The organism is Flavobacterium sp. DG1-102-2 (assembly GCF_033042555.1).
In the GTDB taxonomy this organism is placed as follows: domain Bacteria; phylum Bacteroidota; class Bacteroidia; order Flavobacteriales; family Flavobacteriaceae; genus Flavobacterium.
This window is the reverse complement of record NZ_JAWLIK010000007.1, coordinates 1-18704: the sequence shown is the minus strand read 5'-3', so window position 1 is coordinate 18704 and position 18704 is coordinate 1. Positions and strand designations below refer to the sequence as shown.

General features: G+C 40.3%; 17 protein-coding genes. 9 read left to right on the top strand and 8 right to left on the bottom strand.

Going from position 1 to position 18704, the window contains the following annotated elements:
* Positions 1–26: 26 nt before the first annotated feature.
* The 4 genes from tig to R1T16_RS11125 form a co-directional block, all read right to left on the bottom strand.
* Positions 27–1352 (bottom strand): trigger factor, encoded by a 1326-nt coding sequence (gene tig / locus R1T16_RS11140; RefSeq protein WP_317501183.1) that lies wholly within the window; start codon positions 1350–1352, stop codon positions 27–29.
* 121 nt (positions 1353–1473) lie between these two features.
* Complete coding sequence (locus tag R1T16_RS11135) at positions 1474–1818, bottom strand: phage holin family protein (protein WP_317501182.1); 345 nt, start codon at positions 1816–1818, stop codon at positions 1474–1476.
* 76 nt (positions 1819–1894) lie between these two features.
* Complete coding sequence (locus R1T16_RS11130) at positions 1895–3475, bottom strand: G-D-S-L family lipolytic protein (RefSeq protein WP_317501181.1); 1581 nt, start codon at positions 3473–3475, stop codon at positions 1895–1897.
* A gap of 12 nt (positions 3476–3487) precedes the next feature.
* Entirely contained in the window at positions 3488–4771 is a 1284-nt protein-coding gene (locus R1T16_RS11125) for an OmpP1/FadL family transporter (protein WP_317501180.1), read from the bottom strand.
* Between the two features lie 314 nt (positions 4772–5085).
* On the opposite strand from R1T16_RS11125, the gene R1T16_RS11120 reads away from it, so the two are divergent.
* Positions 5086–6735, top strand: coding sequence for a hypothetical protein (locus R1T16_RS11120; RefSeq protein WP_317501179.1), 1650 nt, complete (start codon positions 5086–5088; stop codon positions 6733–6735).
* Positions 6736–6820: 85 nt separating this feature from the next.
* On the opposite strand, the gene R1T16_RS11115 is transcribed toward R1T16_RS11120, so the two are convergent.
* Together R1T16_RS11115 and R1T16_RS11110 are read right to left on the bottom strand one after the other, a co-directional pair.
* Positions 6821–7588 (bottom strand): alpha/beta fold hydrolase, encoded by a 768-nt coding sequence (locus R1T16_RS11115; protein ID WP_317501364.1) that lies wholly within the window; start codon positions 7586–7588, stop codon positions 6821–6823.
* A gap of 4 nt (positions 7589–7592) precedes the next feature.
* Positions 7593–8306 (bottom strand): pyridoxine 5'-phosphate synthase, encoded by a 714-nt coding sequence (locus tag R1T16_RS11110; RefSeq protein ID WP_317501178.1) that lies wholly within the window; start codon positions 8304–8306, stop codon positions 7593–7595.
* Positions 8307–8404: 98 nt separating this feature from the next.
* On the opposite strand from R1T16_RS11110, the gene R1T16_RS11105 reads away from it, so the two are divergent.
* From R1T16_RS11105 to murI, 8 genes are all read left to right on the top strand, one after another.
* Entirely contained in the window at positions 8405–9064 is a 660-nt protein-coding gene (locus tag R1T16_RS11105; RefSeq protein ID WP_317501177.1) for a CBS domain-containing protein, read from the top strand.
* Positions 9065–9079: 15 nt separating this feature from the next.
* Positions 9080–9964 (top strand): NAD kinase, encoded by an 885-nt coding sequence (locus R1T16_RS11100; protein WP_317501176.1) that lies wholly within the window; start codon positions 9080–9082, stop codon positions 9962–9964.
* A gap of 155 nt (positions 9965–10119) precedes the next feature.
* Entirely contained in the window at positions 10120–10797 is a 678-nt protein-coding gene (locus R1T16_RS11095; RefSeq protein ID WP_317501175.1) for a DUF6089 family protein, read from the top strand.
* Entirely contained in the window at positions 10798–11538 is a 741-nt protein-coding gene (locus R1T16_RS11090; RefSeq protein ID WP_317501174.1) for an isoprenyl transferase, read from the top strand.
* Complete coding sequence (locus R1T16_RS11085) at positions 11471–14221, top strand: outer membrane protein assembly factor (RefSeq protein ID WP_317501173.1); 2751 nt, start codon at positions 11471–11473, stop codon at positions 14219–14221. Before R1T16_RS11090 ends, R1T16_RS11085 begins: the two co-directional genes overlap by 68 nt.
* A 37-nt stretch (positions 14222–14258) precedes the next feature.
* Complete coding sequence (locus R1T16_RS11080; protein ID WP_317501172.1) at positions 14259–15407, top strand: OmpH family outer membrane protein; 1149 nt, start codon at positions 14259–14261, stop codon at positions 15405–15407.
* A 43-nt stretch (positions 15408–15450) separates the two neighbouring features.
* Entirely contained in the window at positions 15451–15963 is a 513-nt protein-coding gene (locus tag R1T16_RS11075) for an OmpH family outer membrane protein (RefSeq protein WP_317501363.1), read from the top strand.
* Positions 15964–16022: 59 nt separating this feature from the next.
* The gene (gene murI, locus R1T16_RS11070; protein ID WP_317501171.1) at positions 16023–16805 is read left to right on the top strand and encodes a glutamate racemase; all 783 of its coding nucleotides are present in this window, start codon (positions 16023–16025) and stop codon (positions 16803–16805) included.
* 12 nt (positions 16806–16817) lie between these two features.
* On the opposite strand, the gene R1T16_RS11065 is transcribed toward murI, so the two are convergent.
* Together R1T16_RS11065 and R1T16_RS11060 are read right to left on the bottom strand one after the other, a co-directional pair.
* Positions 16818–17336 carry a gamma carbonic anhydrase family protein gene (locus R1T16_RS11065; protein ID WP_317501170.1) on the bottom strand — a complete coding sequence of 173 codons (519 nt, stop codon included), beginning with the start codon at positions 17334–17336 and terminating at the stop codon, positions 16818–16820.
* A 64-nt stretch (positions 17337–17400) separates the two neighbouring features.
* Complete coding sequence (locus tag R1T16_RS11060) at positions 17401–18393, bottom strand: type IX secretion system membrane protein PorP/SprF (RefSeq protein WP_317501169.1); 993 nt, start codon at positions 18391–18393, stop codon at positions 17401–17403.
* Positions 18394–18704 lie beyond the last annotated feature (311 nt).

Sequence of the window (18704 nt, the reverse complement as noted above, 5' to 3'; positions counted from 1 at the left end):
TCAAATATACTTATTTTTTACGAGAATTATTCTCCGTACATTTCTTTGATAAACTCCTGATAAGTAACATCTTTAGCTTTTACCGCCACTTTTTCTTTAAAAAGGTTCAGCATTTTTTCGCTCATTACCTGCTCAGATAATCTCTTAACCTCGTCTTTGTTAGAAAGCACTCTTGCAACAATACCTTCCACATCCTCATCGGTTGGGTTAAGCTGGCCAAATTGCGCCATTTGCTTTTTGATAACCTCTGCAGTATATGCTTTAAGGTCATCAAAAGTGATCTGAAGGCCGTTTTCAGCGATAACTTTACCTTCAATAAGCTGGTAACGAAGACCACTTTCTGATTTTTTGAATTCAGCCTCAGCTTCTTCCTGAGTTAGAGGAGATTCGCCAGCTGTCTGAAGCCATTTCACAAGGAATTCATTAGGAAGGTCAAATTTAGTGTTCTCTATAAGCGACTCAGTAACATCGTTAAGAAACTTCTGGTCTGCCTGAGAAGCAAATTGCTGCTCTGCATCTTCTTTGATCTTTTCTTTAAGCTGCGCCTCAGATGTCACAACACCTTCGCCAAACAGTTTATCAAAAAGCTCCTGGTTAAGCTCAGCTAACTCAGATGTGTTGATCTCTTCTATGGTAAAGTTTACCTCTACATCAAGACCGTGGACATCATCATGCCCTACTTTAAGGTAATCCATAAGTTTGTGGTCGTCATCAAAAAGCCCTTTAGTAGAAACAGTAACTACATCTCCTACTTTTTTGCCTAAGAATTTCTTACCTGTAGTTTTAGTTTTGAAAATATCAGAAGTTATTGTAGCCTCTGCATCAATACCTTTCTCCTCGTTTGTAAACCTTCCGCGGATATCATCTCCTTCTTCTGATTTCTCTTTAGAGATAAGCTTACCAAACTGCTTCTGGATGCGCTCTACCTGCTCAGTAAGCATAGTTTCGTCTGCAGTGATGTTATATTTAACCACTTTGTTTTTAGCACCAAGGTCTACTGAAAATTCAGGAGCAAGGCCAAGTTCAAACTCAAAAGAGAAATCGTCTGCATCCCAGTTAAAATCTTCCGTTACCTTAGGTAGTGGGTTACCTAATATGTCTAGTTTTTCTGCAACAAGATAATCGTTAAGAGAACCCTGAAGTATTTTGTTTACCTCTTCTAAAAGAACAGCTTTACCATATTGTTTTTCGATAAGACTCATAGGTACTGCACCTTTCCTGAAACCAGGAATACTTGCATTTTTCCTGTAGTCCTGTAAAACTTTATCAACTTTTTGTTTGTAATCTTCTTTGGTTACAGCTACTGTTACAACAGCATTTAATGCATCTACCTGCTCTCTTGTAATATTCATTATCTAAATTTGTTTTATATCATAATATATGGGTTGCAAAATTAAAGTTTTTTTGCAACCCATACAAGTTTTTAAAATATTGTATACCAATATCCTGAAAAAGAATATCAATTTTTCCTGCTTACTTTTTTTTCTCTGAAAGGCTAGACACCAGCGACTGGCAGAATGAAAGGATAAGGCTGAACAGCAACGCCTTTAAAAAGCCGTCTACATGAAATCCTTTTACAAGCTCCTGGCATATCAAAATTATAATTGCGTTGATAACAAGCAGGAACAACCCAAGTGTAAAAATCGTTGCCGGCAGCGTAAACAGCACCAGTATAGGCTTTACAAAGATATTAAGCAGTCCAAGCACGGCTGCCACTATTACCGCCGTAAAAAAGCTGTCTACATGCACACCCGGCATAAAATGTGCCAGCAGCAGTACAAATACTGCCGTAAAAAAGATGTTGATAAGTGTATTCATTGTGTTTTGGTTTTAAGCAAAAATAAGAAAAGCATCCGCCGCAGCGAATGCTTTTAATAAAATATTAGATACAGTCTTAGTTAGACGTAAGTACCGTTGCACCTGGAAAATAGCCCGGAATAACAAGCGGAAGGTGCGCCTTATAATAACTGTTTATTACTTTTATGTATTCGTTTGCTACAAAAGCATAACCTCTTGCATTAGGGTGGATACCATCAAGAGAGAATACTACAGTATTTGCCGTAGCCGAGCTAAAGTAACCCGCTTTATAAATCTGTCCGTCTGCCGATGGTAAGCCTGTTACCAGCTGGCCAAGCACTGCGTGCATATCTGCAACCGGAATGTTTTTTGAAGCCGCGATAGCCTTGATCGTATTGTTATACGTTTCAGTTACGCCAACTATCTCTGTAACCTCTGTAGCTGTTAGCAGGTGCTGATCCTGTAACGGGAAAGTAAGCCCATATTTATTAAGAGGATCTATTGCGTTTGGCGCATTTGTACCAATTACAGTTCTCGTAGTAAGGAGTACAAGATCCTGAGCCGTAGCCTGTCTTACCTGGCCGTAGTTAGCACCTAAATAAGGAGCAAGCGCTATAAGCTGAGGGTTTCCGCTGCCAGCCGCAGCCGCCGTAATCTGGGCTCCAAGATCTGTAAGCGACTCATCTTTTATCAACAGTGGATTAGCTTCTGTAGCTGAAAGCAGGTTAAGCCTTGCCCCCTGGCCGAAAGCCGTAAGTATCTGCTTAAGCGGACCGTATAACTGAGTATTAAGCGCAGTAATTGTTGCCTGGCCTACCTGCTCATTACCAGAACCTATAACCGAAGCTGTAAGCGGGTTATATGGTACTGTCGTGAAATATGGTATAGATGTAACATCCGGAATAGTTGCACAAACACCTTTTGCACCGTTAGATGTAAGCGTATTCATAATAGTAGAATAGGCACTTGCAAAAACCTGAGGATCGGTAATATCATTACCTCCATAAGTAGCAGGATTAAGGTTACCTGTCTGGTTAACACCCGTACCACCAGATATTGCATAGAACAACACATCGTTGTTACCTATCCAGTTAGTAAAGAACGTTGGGTTCTTAGTCATTGCATCTCCAAGCACTGTGGCTGTAGGCGACGTGGCATGGCGCACAAAATAAGGGTTAGCCTGCCCTGTAGCAACACCGGCAAGGTTACCATAACCGGCAGCCAGAAGGTGGAATGTCTTTGCACCCGGCACTCCCATATTATTATAAGCCGTAGCCTGTAACGTGCCTACATTAGCTGTTGGCGTGCCGGCAATTGGCTGAGGGCCTCCTATAGAAGCATTGATAATAAGACGGGTAGCTGTAATTTGGGTAGTACCCAATAAAAAACCTCCTGTATTATTTATGTCGTCTGCATACGAAGGCTGCGTAAATGCACCGCCACCTACAAGGGCAAACTGCTGCGAAAGGATATTAGGGTACGAATACTGCTGTCCACTTCTAAAAACAGTACCATCCATATAACCGGCAGTAAGCGAGTTACCTATCGCCACATACGAACTGAAATCAGCTTCACCGGCGCTGTAGCTGCCGTTAGTAACTTCGTTATCAAACTCTGGTTCGCAGCCTGCAAATACTGCTGCAAGAACCGCTAAGTATATAATTTTAGTATTTTTCATTTTCATGTAAGATTAAAAGCGATAAGATAGGCCAACTCCGGGAGAGAAAACAACGTTTTTGTATGTTCCGCCAAACGAAACGTTAGCGTTTCCGTCTTCTATGTAATGGTTGTACGAAGCGTCGATCTCTTTAAAGTGAAGGTATAAGAATGATACATCAACACCAAGGTTGTTTGTAATCATGTAGGTTAAACCACCTGTAAGACCAACAGAGTCATTTCTTGGTGTTTCAGGAGCAAAATATCCTGCCTGAACCGGGCTTTCATCAAAGTAAGCACCCGCACGGAAAGAGAATTTTTCATTTGGCTTAAACTGGGTACCTACCCTGTAGGTACTTGAATCTTTGTAGTTACGCGGGTTAACCGATTGCGGCACCTGAGATGTTGGGCTAGCCTTAAAGTCTACGATAAGCGCATCGTATACATTCCAGAAAGTCCTGTTATAATCAAAAGCTACAAGCCATTTATCTGAAAGCTGTACCGAGAAACCGGCAGTAAGTTCTGCAGGAAGGGGCAGATTAGCATTAAATGTAGTATTGCCTAACTGTATATCCTGTGGCGATGTAGGAGCATCGGCAAGGTAAGCAGGCACCTGGTTAAAGGTAGCAGCACCATCGCGTGCTTTCATTGTGATTTCTGAACGGTAGTTAAAACCTATCCTTACTTTGTCTGTTGGGTTTACCATAAAACCTGCACTCCATCCCCATGCAGTTACACCGCTCTGGTCTATGGTTACATCTGTTTTATTGCCCATTTCGTCAGTAACGCTTCTTCCTACGTTCCTGTTAAAGTTTACACTTCCTGTAACAAAGATAGGCCCTCCACCAACACTAAACTGTTCGCTAACTTTTACCGAAACAATTGGCTGCACATAGATAGCCTGCAAATCGATATCATTAACAAGGTGTGCGCCATCCCAGTCTTTGTCCCACTCTACGGCACTACCATAAGGAGTGTATACTGCTAAGCCCACAGAAAGATAGTCGGTAGCCTTATATGCGATGTACGCACTAAAAGGAGTACCTACATTCTCGGTAGAATTTCTCAGGTTATTTTCCAGATTCTGGAATTTTGTTCTTGCAAAAAGCGCATTGGCACCTACAGATACGCTAAAGCGATCCTTAAGGTATACCGCACCTGCCGGATTAAAGAACAATACCTCGGCACTGTTCACAACGCCCACACCGGTGTGTCCCATGGCTAATTGTTTCTGACCCTGAAGACTCACACGGTATCCACCCGCAAAAGCAGTAGATGTTGCAAGAGCCATCATTGTTAAAGATAATAGTTTTCTCATAGTTAAAGAAGTGTTAGTTTCCCGTTATTAAAAATCTTATATCAAATTTATAATATTTTACGAATTACACAATAGTAATCGCAAAAATATTATGCATTCATAATAATTATATTGTCAAAAATTACGCATACATTTTAAAAATTATCATAAATAATATTTAAAATTGAGACTATACCGCAAAATTTAACCCTCAGCATACAATACCACAAAACACGTGAATGTGAATTGCATCAGTTTTACCCAATATTAATTAAAACATAAATTATTATTTATACCGCTAAAAACGCAGTACATTTCCTTATAAAAACCACTATATGAAGGTTCTGAAAAAAATATTTATTATTATCGGCAGCATTTTAGTACTTCTTATACTATTGAGCTTTGGCCTTAGTTATTATGTAACTAAAAAACTGCCTACGATCATCAAGGACCAAAAAGATTTTCCCTACAATGTAAGTTACAAAAACCTGGACATTAACCTTATAAGCGGAAGCTTTGCCATACAAAACGCATACCTGGCACCTAAAGATAGTCTTCAGGCTGCCATGAAGCAGGGTGCGTTTGCCCGGGTAGAATCTATAGAAGTGAATAACTTTAGTGTATGGGCAGTGTTATTCAACAACCATATTAAGGTAAATGAAGTCATTATTACCAAGCCGGAAATAATTCTTTACCACCGAAAAGAAAAATATGACACTCAAAAAGACTTCGTTAAGCCCTTTGAAAATACAATAACCACAAAATCACTCACCATTAAGCAGGGGTCTTTTAAAATGGTAGATTCGCTGCTTAACCCTAAACTTACTGCGGGCAACATTAATTTCACACTTACCAATATAAAGATAGACAGCACTTCGCTTAAAAAAGATGTGCCCATCCGCTATCGCGATTACAGCCTTAGCTGCGACAGCCTTTTTTATGATGCCGGTAAATTTTACACGATTGCAGTTAATAAGCTATCAACTACCGACAGCAACCTTTCACTGAAGGATTTTGCCATGAAGCCAAAACAAAACAGGGTGCAGTTTACAAAAATGCAGGCAAAGGAACTGGATCAGTTTAACCTGAGGACAGGCAGCGTGAGCATTCCTAACCTGGATTGGGGCTATATACGCGACACGCTATATGTGCACACTCCTGAGATGACACTTGATAAAGTATATGCCAATATTTATCGAAGCAAAGTACCCGCCGACGATTACTCCCGTAAGAAGCTGTACAGCGAAATGCTGCGTACAATGAAGTTTGATATTGATGTAAAAAAATTAAATATCATAAACACGACCATAGAATATGAGGAGCAGTTAAGCTTTGCAAAACCCGCAGCAAAGGTTACGTTTACAAAGTTTGACGCTAAAATAGCTAACGTTTACAGCCCTATAGGAAAACCTAAAAGCGTAAAACTTCCTTCAACGGTACTAGACGTGAAATGTATTTTCATGAAGTCGTCGCCACTGCGTGTAACATGGTCATTTAACACGTTAGATGAAAGCGATGCCTTTAGTATTATGGGGCATCTGCAAAACATAGACAGCGAAAGAGTAGATCCTGTCACCACTCCGCTTATGAACGCCAAAACAAACGGAACCATAAAAGAGGTAAAATTCAACATGAATGGAAACGCCTACAAAGGCAAGGGAACTTTTGCAATAAACTACGACGATCTTACAGTTGACCTTTTAAAGAAAGACGGTAAAAAGGAAAACAAACTTATGAGCACCGTTGCCAATATGGTTGTGAAAAATGATACCGACGGCAAACTGAAACAAACCAATGTGGAAGTAGACCGTATAAGGCATAAATCGGTATTTAATTTCCTGTGGCGTTTTGTTGAACAGGGATTAAAACAAAGCGTACTGCCAAAAGTCGTGGTAAATATCGCCGACAATAAAAAGGAAAAGAAAGATAAAGAAGAGAAATCGAAGACTACAAAAGCGAAGGGCGCTAAGAATAAAAAGAAGTGATTTGATTAGTCGCGATTAACCATAAAATATAAAAGCCGGCAATTTAGAGTTAGCCGGCTTTTATATACTTGTATTAGTTAATCGCCTAAGCTTTTAGAAACTCAAGCGTTTCAGCTAAGAAATCTTTTGGGTTTTCGGCGTGAAGCCAGTGCCCCGAGTTTTTGATCTCTTTTATCTCAGCTTTTGGGAAATACACTTTAATTTGTGCAAAATCCTCATCTTTTATATAGCTGGATTTGTCACCTCTCAGAAAAAGGGTTTCGCCGTTGTACGTTACGCCATCAGGAAGTGCTTCGCCTATATTTTCGATATTTTTGTTAAGCGATTCAAGATTGAACCGAAAGCCCAGCTGTTTGCCTGGCTCTACCCAGTACACACTTTTCAGGAGGAATTGGCGCGTACCTAAATCAGGTAATGATGGTTCCATAGCTGCTTCTACTGCGGCCCTGTCGGTATGCGCCGAAAAATCAACCGCGTTAAGGGCAGCCAGTACATCCTGGTGGTGGGGTTTATAATATTTTGGGCCAATGTCTGCCACTACAAGCTTATCAAGCAAGTTAGGATGCTTCACCGCAAAAAACATTGCAGCTTTACCGCCCATTGAGTGCCCTATGACATCTACCTTTCCTAAATTATAATGATTGATGTATTCCTCAAGATCGTTAACCATGGCCTCATAGGTAAATTCATCCGAATGAAAGCTTTTTCCGTGGTTGCGCATATCTATGGCATGCGTTTGGAAACCTGCCGCAACATACTGTCCCGCCAGTGTTTTCCAGTTATCGCTCATACCCAGAAACCCATGAATAATAAGGAGCGGTTTGCCCTCCCCTTGTATAACAGAATGTAACAGCATATTATTTAAGTCTTTGAAGGTACATATTTACAACATTCTCCAGGCCCAGGTATAGCGACTCGGCGATAAGCGCATGCCCTATTGAGACCTCAAGCAGCCCGGGGATATTCTCGTTAAAGAATTTTATGTTGTCAAGGCTCAGGTCATGTCCGGCATTAATGCCAAGGCCAAGCTGGTTTGACAATTCAGCTGCCGCAATGTAGGGCTTAATACCATCGTGGTTACCAAGTCCGTACTCGTGGGCAAAAGCCTCAGTATACAATTCTATCCTGTCGGCGCCGGTTTCCTTTGCTCCTTCGATCATGCTTAAAACCGGATCTACAAATATTGACGTACGTATGTTATTACGTTTAAACTCGGCAATGACATCAACTAAAAAATCTTTATGTTTTATGGTGTCCCATCCTGCGTTAGATGTAATGGCATCATCGGCATCGGGAACAAGGGTTACCTGTGTGGGTTTTGTCTCGAGCACAAGGTCTATGAACTTTGTAACCGGGTTGCCCTCAATGTTATACTCGGTATAGACAACGGGTACAAGATCGCGCGCATCCTGGTAACGGATGTGCCTTTCGTCCGGCCTTGGATGAATGGTTACACCCTCCGCCCCGAATTTCTGTACATCGGCAGCGACTTTAAGAAGATTAGGTACATCGCCCCCTCTTGAATTCCTCAGGGTGGCTATTTTATTTATGTTTACGCTTAATTTTGCCATATCTTTGTAAGTGTGCATTTTCAGACAAAAATACAAAGTTAAAAAGGCACAATATGCTATTTTTTGATTATTTTGCATAATATATTTATGATTCCCGCATGACAGACATCACAGATTTTATCAATAACGACATCAAGGCCTTACGGATTAGCGACAGTGTTGCAGATGCCCAGGACCTGTTTGCAGATTATCCTTTTTCTCACTTCCCGGTACTAGAGGAAGGTGTTTACATAGGTTCGGCAAGATCTGAAGACATAGAGCTGATGGACATAGAAAAAACCATGGCCGACCTGCGTTTTAGCTTTGACCGCTTTTATGTGAGGGACAGTGCCCTATGGCTGGATGTACTTGAGGTATTCGCTAAAAATGAAACCAATCTACTCCCTGTACTGGATAAAGACAATAAATACTTGGGATACTACGAGATAACAGACATCATTACCTTTTTTCACGAAACCCCATTCTTAAAAGAAACGGGCGGAATTATTGTTGTAGAAAAAGGAATTGACGACTATAGCATGAGCCAGGCTGCACAAATTGTAGAAAGCAACAACGGCAGGCTTTTAGGTCTTTTCATCTCTGAAGCTAACCTTGAAAAAGTACAGATCACCATCAAGATAAGCCTTGGTGGCATGAGCGAGATACTGCAGACATTCAGGCGATACAATTATGATATAATCACCGAGCACCAGGAGGACGTGTACCTGAATACCCTTAAAGACCGCTCAGACTACCTTGACAAATACCTGAACATCTAAAAAAACAGCACCCCTATGAAAATAGCCGTGTACGGTCAATACTATAAGGACAATACCGAAGATATCATCCAGAAAATGATTTCTGTTTTTGATAAGTATAATCCTGAGGTAGTTTTTGAATCTAAATTTTATGGTGTACTTAATGAGTACAAACTCCTTACTAAATCATACAGCGTTTTTGCAAGCCACGAAGACCTTGAAGACGGCTTTAGCCTGCTTATAAGCATAGGCGGAGACGGCACTATGCTGCGTGCTGCTACGTATGTGCGCAATAAAGGAATACCTATTTTAGGTATAAATGCCGGACGCCTTGGCTTTCTTGCCACAGTACAGCAGGAAAGCATAGAACAGCTGCTGCCGCTTATTTTTGAACGTAAGTACAAAGTATCGCCACGTTCGCTGCTTACCCTCGACTATGAAGGCAAAGACCCTGAACTTGCAGAACTTGACTTTGCGCTTAACGAGATAACCGTAAGCCGAAAAGACACCACATCCATGATTACCATAGAAGTGAGGCTTAACGGAGATTACCTGAACTCGTATTGGGCAGACGGACTCATTATCTCTACCCCTACCGGATCTACAGGTTACTCGCTTAGCTGTGGCGGCCCTATTTTAATGCCCGAGGTTAATGGATTCCTAATAACCCCTATTGCCCCGCACAACCTTAATGCTAGGCCGCTTATGATACCGGACGATACAGAGATTGAACTCATAGTAAGCAGCAGGGAGAGCCAGCACCTTATCTCACTGGACTCCAGGATTATTACAGTAGACGTGGAAACAAGCCTTAAGCTTAAAAAAGCATCGTTTAAAATTAATCTTGTAGAGTTTCCTCAGGAAAAATTCCTGGGTACGCTGCGCAAAAAACTTCTTTGGGGAGAAGACAAGAGAAATTAAAATTTCACATTTTTAATTCGTTTACATACTACACTGCATGTTCTTTCGTTTTCAAGACTGTATTTAATGCTAATTATGCAATTGTAGGTGTAAAATATCCCTTCTTACAATAATTAGAATTCTATATTGTTATATTTGCACCCAATTTGAACGGAATGAACAGGATATTATATCTTTTAGTACTAACACTTATGTCGCTAAGCGCCCATGCACAAATCAATGAGCTGGGTATATTTGCCGGCGGTGCTAACTATATTGGTGATGTAGGGCCTACAAATTACGTATCGCCTAACGAACCTGCACTGGGCATTATCTACAAATGGAACAGGAGCCCGCGCCACTCGTGGAGAGCCTCCTTTACCTATGCTGACATCAAATCTAAAGATGTTGATTCTGACATGAGCGGAAGGCAGGAACGCGGTTTTGAATTCAAGAATACCGTAAAAGAGTTATCTTTAGGCCTTGAATTTAACTTTTTTGACTTTAACCTTCACGAACCTGACTTTAAGATCACCCCTTATTTATACAGCGGGATAAGCTATTTTTGGTCTGACGAGCAGTATATCCAGAACGGAGAGACAAGAAGGCTGGACTCAAAAGGAAACCTCGCAATACCAATGACTTTAGGTATAAAAAGTAATATATTTGAAAATTTTGTGCTTGGCTTTGAAGTAGGCGCACGCTATACCTTTACCGATAATCTTGACGGCAGCAACCATAAAGATTATCCTCAGCTGGCATTTGGTAACCTTAATAACAACGACTGGTATGTATTTACCGGATTTACACTAACTTATACCTTTGGTGTACAACCTTGTTACTGCGTAGAATAAATGAGTGAAACAATTACCATAAATACAGATAACCTGCCTAAACACCTTGCCATAATTATGGACGGCAACGGCCGTTGGGCTAAAAAACAGGGATTCTTACGTACCATAGGGCATGAAAACGGCACAAAAGCAGTGAAAGAAACCGTAGAAAGCTGTGCAAAGCTGGGTATAGAATACCTTACGCTTTATGCATTTTCTACCGAAAACTGGAACAGGCCTAAACTTGAGGTAGATGCCCTTATGAATATCCTGGTTAATTCTCTTAAAAAAGAACTCCCTACCTTCATAAAAAACAATATCAGGCTTAATACAATAGGCAATGTGGACCTTTTGCCATCAAGGGCGCGCAGGCAGCTGCTTGACGTTATTGAGCAGACCAAAGATAACAAAAGGATGACGCTTACCTTGGCACTGAGCTATGGCTCAAGGGAAGAGATGATTTCTGCCTTTAAAAAAATTACCGAAAAAATAAACACAAATCAGCTTACAGCAGCTGATATAAATGAAGCCACCATAAGTGAACATCTGTACACTTACGATATGCCTGATGTAGACCTTGTTATAAGAACAAGCGGCGAACACAGGATAAGCAACTTCCTGCTTTGGCAGATAGCCTATGCAGAGTTGTATTTTACAGATATATTATGGCCCGATTTCAGGGAAAAAGACTTACATGAAGCAATTATCAGTTACCAAAAAAGAGAACGTAGATTTGGAAAGACCAGTGAACAAGTTAAATAAAAAAATAATGTTTCAAAGAAGCGTTAAATTACTTTTTAGCATCGTATTATTAGCAGCAGGCAGCAATGCCGTTGCTCAGGAGGAAGACGGAGCCCACCTTGACCCGGGTAAACAGCACATCCTGGCCGATGTTATTATTACAGGTAAGACAACCTACAATGAGCAGACTATTGTAACGTACTCTGAACTTGAAAAAGGCCAGGCCATACAAATCCCCGGAGAAGAGATAAGCAACGCCATAAAAAAACTATGGAAGCTTAACCTTTTTAGCGATGTTAACTTTTATGTAAGCAAACAGCAAAACGACAGTATATGGCTGGAACTTGCCATTACCGAGCTTCCTAAACTGAGCGAGGCTAAAATTCAGGGTATCCGTAAAGGAAAACGTGAAGCACTGCTTAAAGACCTGCAGCTTACAAAAGAAAAAGTAGTTAACGAAAACCTGCTTACCACTACAAAAAACTACGTAGCAAACAAGTATAAAAAAGACGGTTTCTACAATACTAAAGTTGCCATTAATGTAATCCCTGACAGCCTTAACAAGGTTAAGATGGTTATTAATGTAGACAAAGGTGACAAGGTTAAGGTAAAAACCATCAAATTTACGGGCAACACCCAGCTTACCAGCGGAAAGCTGAAGAGAGCCATGAAGAACACTAAGGTTAAGGCTTTCCCTAACCCGCTGCGTATCTTTAAATCATCTAAGTTTGTTGAAGACAAATACAAAGAAGACCTTACCAGCATAGTAGACAAATACAAAGAAAAAGGATACCGTGATGCGAGGGTAACAGAAGATACTGTAATATACGACCCTAAAAGAAACCTTGTTTCTATTTCCATGAACATAGAAGAAGGCCACAAATATTACTTTGGCAACATAAAATACATCGGTAACACAGTGTATAACAACCAGCAGCTTAACCAGGTGCTTGGTATCAAAAAAGGCGACGTTTACAACGGTATCATGCTTCAGAAAAGGATTGCAGACCCTTCTAAACCTGATGGGCTTGACCTTACTAACCTATACCAGAACAACGGTTACCTTTTCTCTAATATAAACCCAGTAGAGGTTAAAACCGCTAACGATACTATTGATTTTGAAATCAGGATCGTAGAAGGCCCTATTGCTTACTTTAACAACATAACTGTTGTAGGTAACGACAAAACAAATGATAAAGTAATATACCGTGAGCTTAGAACGAGGCCGGGTATGCGCTGGAACAAAGAAGAGGTAATTGGTACCATCCGTGAGCTTGGTGCACTTGGCTTCTTTGATGCAGAAACGATACGCCCTGACGTTAAGAACCCGGATCCTGCATCAGGAACCGTAGACGTGGAATGGAACGTAACCGAAAAAGGTTCGAGCCAGATAGAGCTGCAGGGTGGTTACGGAGGCGGTGGTTTCATCGGTACACTTGGTTTATCGTTCAACAACTTCTCTATACGAAATATATTCAATAAGAAAGCCTACACCCCGCTTCCTATGGGAGACGGACAAAAGATGGCGCTTAGATTACAGGGAAGTACCTATTTCCAAACATACAGCTTATCATTTACTGAGCCTTGGTTTGGAGGTAAAAAACCAATACAATTATTTACAACCCTGTCTCACAGTAAACAGTTTTTATATAACTTTAGCAGCAGGGACGTAGACAGGTCTAAAAGTTTTACAATATCGTCTATTACATTAGGTCTTTCTAAGAGGTTAAGCCAGCCTGACTTCTATATGAGGTTGTCGCACTCTTTAACATTCCAGTATTACGACCTTAACAATTATAACACAGGATTATTTACCTTTGGTAACGGTACATCAAGAAACGTTAACTATACGGTAGAGCTAAGCAGGGACAACAGGGGTCGTAACCCTATCTATCCGTCGTCTGGTTCTTTATTTAGTGTAAGTGCCAAGCTAACGCCTCCGTACTCGTTATTTAACGGTGTAGATTATAAAAACCTTGGTAACCAGCAGGAATACAAACTTAGAAATAATACTACAGCGAGTGTTGCAGGTACTAACGGTATAGGTATAGACCCCGGGGATTATATTGATGCAGACGGTAACAGGGTCGCTCCTGAAAACTGGCAAAATGCAGCAGCAGACCAGAGTAAGGTTGACCAGAAAAAATTCAACTGGCTGGAGTACTATAAAATTAAGTTCAAGGCAGATGTTTATACAAAACTTGCCGGATCACAATCGCATGAGCTTGTACTGCGTTCGTTAGCAGAATTTGGTTTCATGGGAGCATATAACAATAACAGGGGCCTTGTACCGTTTGAAAGATTCTTCCTTGGTGGAGATGGTCTTGCAAACTATGCCCTTGATGGCAGGGAGGTTATACAGTTAAGAGGTTATCCTAACCAGTCACTTGCACCGCTTGTAAACGGAACGCAGGTAGGTGGAACGATATATAACAAGTTCTCGCTGGAGCTTAGGTATCCTATAACACTGAAACAGCAGGCGTCTATATATGCGCTTACATTTGCCGAGGCAGGTAGATCGTTTGACACGTTTAAATCTTTTGATCCGTTTGCACTTAAACGTTCAACAGGTTTTGGTCTTAGGGTGTTTATGCCGGCATTTGGATTGCTTGGTATAGACTTTGGTTACGGATTTGACCCTGTAGAAGGCGGTACCCAGAAAAATGGATGGGAAACCCACTTCATCATTGGACAACAGTTTTAAAAAATTGGCATGATATTTTCTAATACGTAAGAAGGTTATGAAAAAATGTTTTTTTACAGTACTATTTGCTTTAGCTGCCTTAACGGCTAACGCACAAGGGCGAGGCATAAAAATTGCTTATCTTGACATGAATTATATTCTTGACAAGGTGCCGGATTATGCCGAAGCAAAAAGCCAGCTTGAGCAAAAAGCCAGCAAATGGAAACAGGAGCTGGAAGTAAAACGCAACGAGATAAGCAAGCTAAAGGAAAGCCTTCAGCAGGAAAGAGCGTTGCTTACAAAAGAACTTATTGAAGAGAGGGAAGAAGAAATTCTTTTCCAGGAAAAAGAACTGCTGGACTACCAGGAAAAGCGTTTTGGCCCAATGGGCGATTTTGTTACCCAGAAAGCAGTGCTTATCAAACCGATACAGGATCAGGTGTTTACTATCGCACAAGATCTTGCTGCGCTTAGGAACTACGACTTTGTGTTTGATAAATCGTCTGACCTGACAATTATAATGGCTGCTAAAAAGCATGACATCAGTGATTTTATCATCAAAAAAATGTCAAGGGCTGCCAAACAGGAGAAATTAAGTTCAAAAGAGCTTAAGAACTTTGAAAAACAGGAAGCTAAAGAAGAGCTTGAGTCTAATCCGGATTATGCCGACAGACAAAAACTTCTTGATGAAAGAAAATCAGCGCGCGATAAGAAGATCGAAGAGCGGAAGGCTATCCAGGAAGAAAAGAAACGCGCTTACGAAGAGAAGCGTGAGCAGATGAAAGCTGAAAGAGAAGCTAAACGTACGGGAACTACTGTACCCGTAAAAGAGGACCCTGAAGCTACCGCTACAGATAAAACAGCAGTAGCACCAAAAAGCAATAAGGATAATACAGCCGACACAAAAGCACCTGCTGCAAAATCTGCCGCAGCGTCTAAAACAAGTGATGCCGCTGCTGACAAAACCGAAGCTGCTAAAGCTGCTGCCGAGGAACGTAAAAAAACCGTAGAAGCCGCTAAAGAAGATCGCGATAATAAAGCTGCCCAAAAGAACAGCTCTCTTGAAGAAAGAAAGCAAAAAATAAAAGAACAAAGAGAAGCAGCCATCAAAGCGCGTGAGGAAAAGCTGAAAAAGAATAAAGAAAACAAAGAAAATAAGGGGACTGAAACCGCACCTGCGGAAACGAAACCCACTACTACCCCATAATTAAATAGCACAAAAACTAAAATTAATAATAAATACTTAAATGATGAAACAAATGAAATCTTTATTAATCGCTGCATTACTTTTTGTTGGAGCAAGTCAGACTGTTTCTGCTCAGGCAAAGGTTGCACACATTAATGTAAGTGAACTTATGACTAACATGCCGGAAATGAAAGCTGCAAATACACAGCTTCAGAAATTAGGCGACACTTACGATAAAGAATATAACACGATGGTTGACGAATTTAAAACCAAAGTAACAAAATATGACCAGGAGCAGTCTACAGTGTCTGCAGCTGTAAACGAAACACGCGGTGCCGAGGTTCAGGATATGCGTACAAGAATTGAGCAGTACCAGCAAACAGCTTCAAAAGAGCTTCAGACAAAACAAGAACAAATCGTTAAGCCAATCCTTGAGAAAGCAAGAGGCGCAATACAAAAAGTAGCTAAAGCAAAAGGATTCCAGTATGTACTTGACTCTTCTACAGGAAGCGGAGTACTTCTTGCTGATGGCCCGGACTTATTAGCAGATGTTAAAAAAGAGCTTGGTTTTAAATAAACCGCTTTTCAAAGTATAGGAACGGCCCATTTTATGGGCCTTTTTTTTATATTTGTTTTATGGATAAAACTACAAACCCTATCGGACTATTTGATTCAGGAATCGGAGGTACATCGATATGGAAAGAGATACACGCCTTATTACCCAATGAAGACACAATATATCTCGCTGACAGCAAAAATGCGCCATACGGCCAAAAAACTAAAGAAGAGATCGTAGAATTAAGCTTCAAGAATACAGAATACCTGCTTGAACAAAATGCAAAGATGATTGTGGTTGCATGCAATACGGCTACCACAAATGCCATTAAAGAAATGAGGGCTAAATATGATGTCCCATTCATCGGTATAGAACCGGCACTCAAACCTGCAGCTATCCATACAAAGACTAAGACTATAGGCATACTAGCCACAAAAGGAACCCTTACAAGCGAGTTATTCTACAAAACGGTAGCCAACCTAAAAGATATAACTGTCGTTGAACAGGTGGGCTTTAATTTGGTTAAACTTATAGAGGAAGGAAAGCTGGAATCGGATGAAATAAGAGAGCTTCTAAAAGAATACCTGCAACCGATGATTGAAGCCAATATAGACCATCTGGTACTAGGATGCAGCCACTACCCTTACCTTGTACCCCAAATAAAAGAAATACTCCCTAAAGACGTTAAAATCATTGATTCAGGCGAAGCAGTGGCAAGACAAACAAAACTTGTCCTAAATGAAAACAAACTGCTGAATACTGCTGAACATTCAAGGTCTAACCTATTCTATGTAAATTCAGATTCCACAGTATTAAATTCGATACTGCATAATGAATATACCGTAACAAAAAAGGACTTTTAAAAAGTCCTTTTGTTATTTTTCATTATCAAACCACGAAGAGTACATCACGTAATTATTTGATATTCTTTCTATCTCCCCGGCAAAATCTGAGGCATTGATATCCTTTACTTTTTTTGCCGGTACACCAGCATATATGGTTCCTGATTCCACTATGGTATCCTGTGTAACAACAGCTCCGGCTGCAATAATAGAATTGCTTTCTATTACGCAGTTATCCATTACGATTGCCCCCATACCTATAAGCACGTTATCATGAACTGTACAGCCATGCACAATAGCATTATGTCCTATTGAAACATTGTTGCCTATGGTCGTGGGATGTTTTTGGTAAGTCGCATGGATAACGGCACCATCCTGTATATTGACCTTGTTGCCAACTTTTATAAAATGTACATCCCCCCTAACTACAGCATTAAACCATACGCTGCACTGGGCACCAAATGTTACATCTCCTACGATAGTTGCATTTTCGGCAACGTAGCAATCTTCCGGTATCTGCGGGTATTTCCCGTTAACTTCCTTTATAACCATACTTCTTTAAATAAATCGTCCCGATAGCAGGGCTATCGGGACTGAATTAATAATAACTTTTATATTAGTTAACTGCCGGGCAATTACAATCGTATTTTTCCCTTTTGCAGAATAAGTTAAGACCAAGTGTAATTTGGTGGAATCCGCTGTTATCAAATTTAACAGCACCCGTTAAGTAAGAATAAGTATAAGAGAACATAAAGTTCTTGTAGTTTATACCGATGATAGGCGTAAAGTACTGAAGTGTCTGGTCTGATGTCCCAACACCGTCAATATACTGTGCTGACTCCAATGCTCTTCTATACGAAAGACCTCCCCAAAGCCTACCGAAATCTAATTCTTTGTAAACTTTTAAGTTGATGTCGATAGTTTTTTCTTTTGTTTCTTCAACGATTTTGAAAAGAACTGAAGGCTCCCACTGAAGTGATTCCTGGAAACCGAAAACATAACCTGCACTAATTAAATAAGCTGTTAAGTTGTCACTTTCATAATCTGTATAAAGGTTCCTTTTAGTTTTAACGACGTTTTTAGCTGTAAAGTGAGCATAAAAATCAAGGTAGTGGTATGATGCACCTATATCAACGTTAAAATATGAATCCTTTTGTTTCATACCTCCGTCAACGATAGGATCAAACTCAGGGTCAAATTCAGTCTCGTCAAGGCGGCTTGAGATAAGGCCTGCACTCATACCAAATGACAACTGGTTAAGATCATAATCACTTCTTGAAAAACGTATATGGTGAGCATAAGTTAACTTTGCTCCTGTTTGAGAATGGTAACCATTCTTATCATTAAATGCTATAACACCAATACCCGAAGAAGGCCCAACACTACCATTAAAACTTAACGTTTGCAACTGTGGCGCATCGTCCTGACCAAACCACTGCTGACGTGCAGTCAACCTGATTTTAGCACAATTCGCCGCCCCGGCCATTGATGGGTGAATAAGGTAATAGTTATCCGATAAATAATCTGAATAAACCGCAATACCTTCCTGAGAAAAAGACAGTTGTGTTAATAACAATCCAAAAATTAGATAAATCTTTTTAAAATTCATGTCGACCTTTTCGTTTAATGAGAAATGCGCTTTTTGTTTAGACCTTTAAGGTAATTAGTGTTCAATAATATTCCCATTTAATTACAGTGCTTTAGGCGTCTGCAATCCCTTTATTTCACAGTAATTTTCCATAGCGGTCAAATATATAAATTTTTGTCTTAGGTTGGTAATTTAATACCAATAATATTGTAAAAAATGCTGTCATTGCTGACAGCATTTTAAATTTTAAGATTTTTACTTACTATCTCTTAAGTGAGAAGTGCGCTTTAAATTCTTTTGTTACGGTGTTTACACCGTCAAACTCAGGGTAG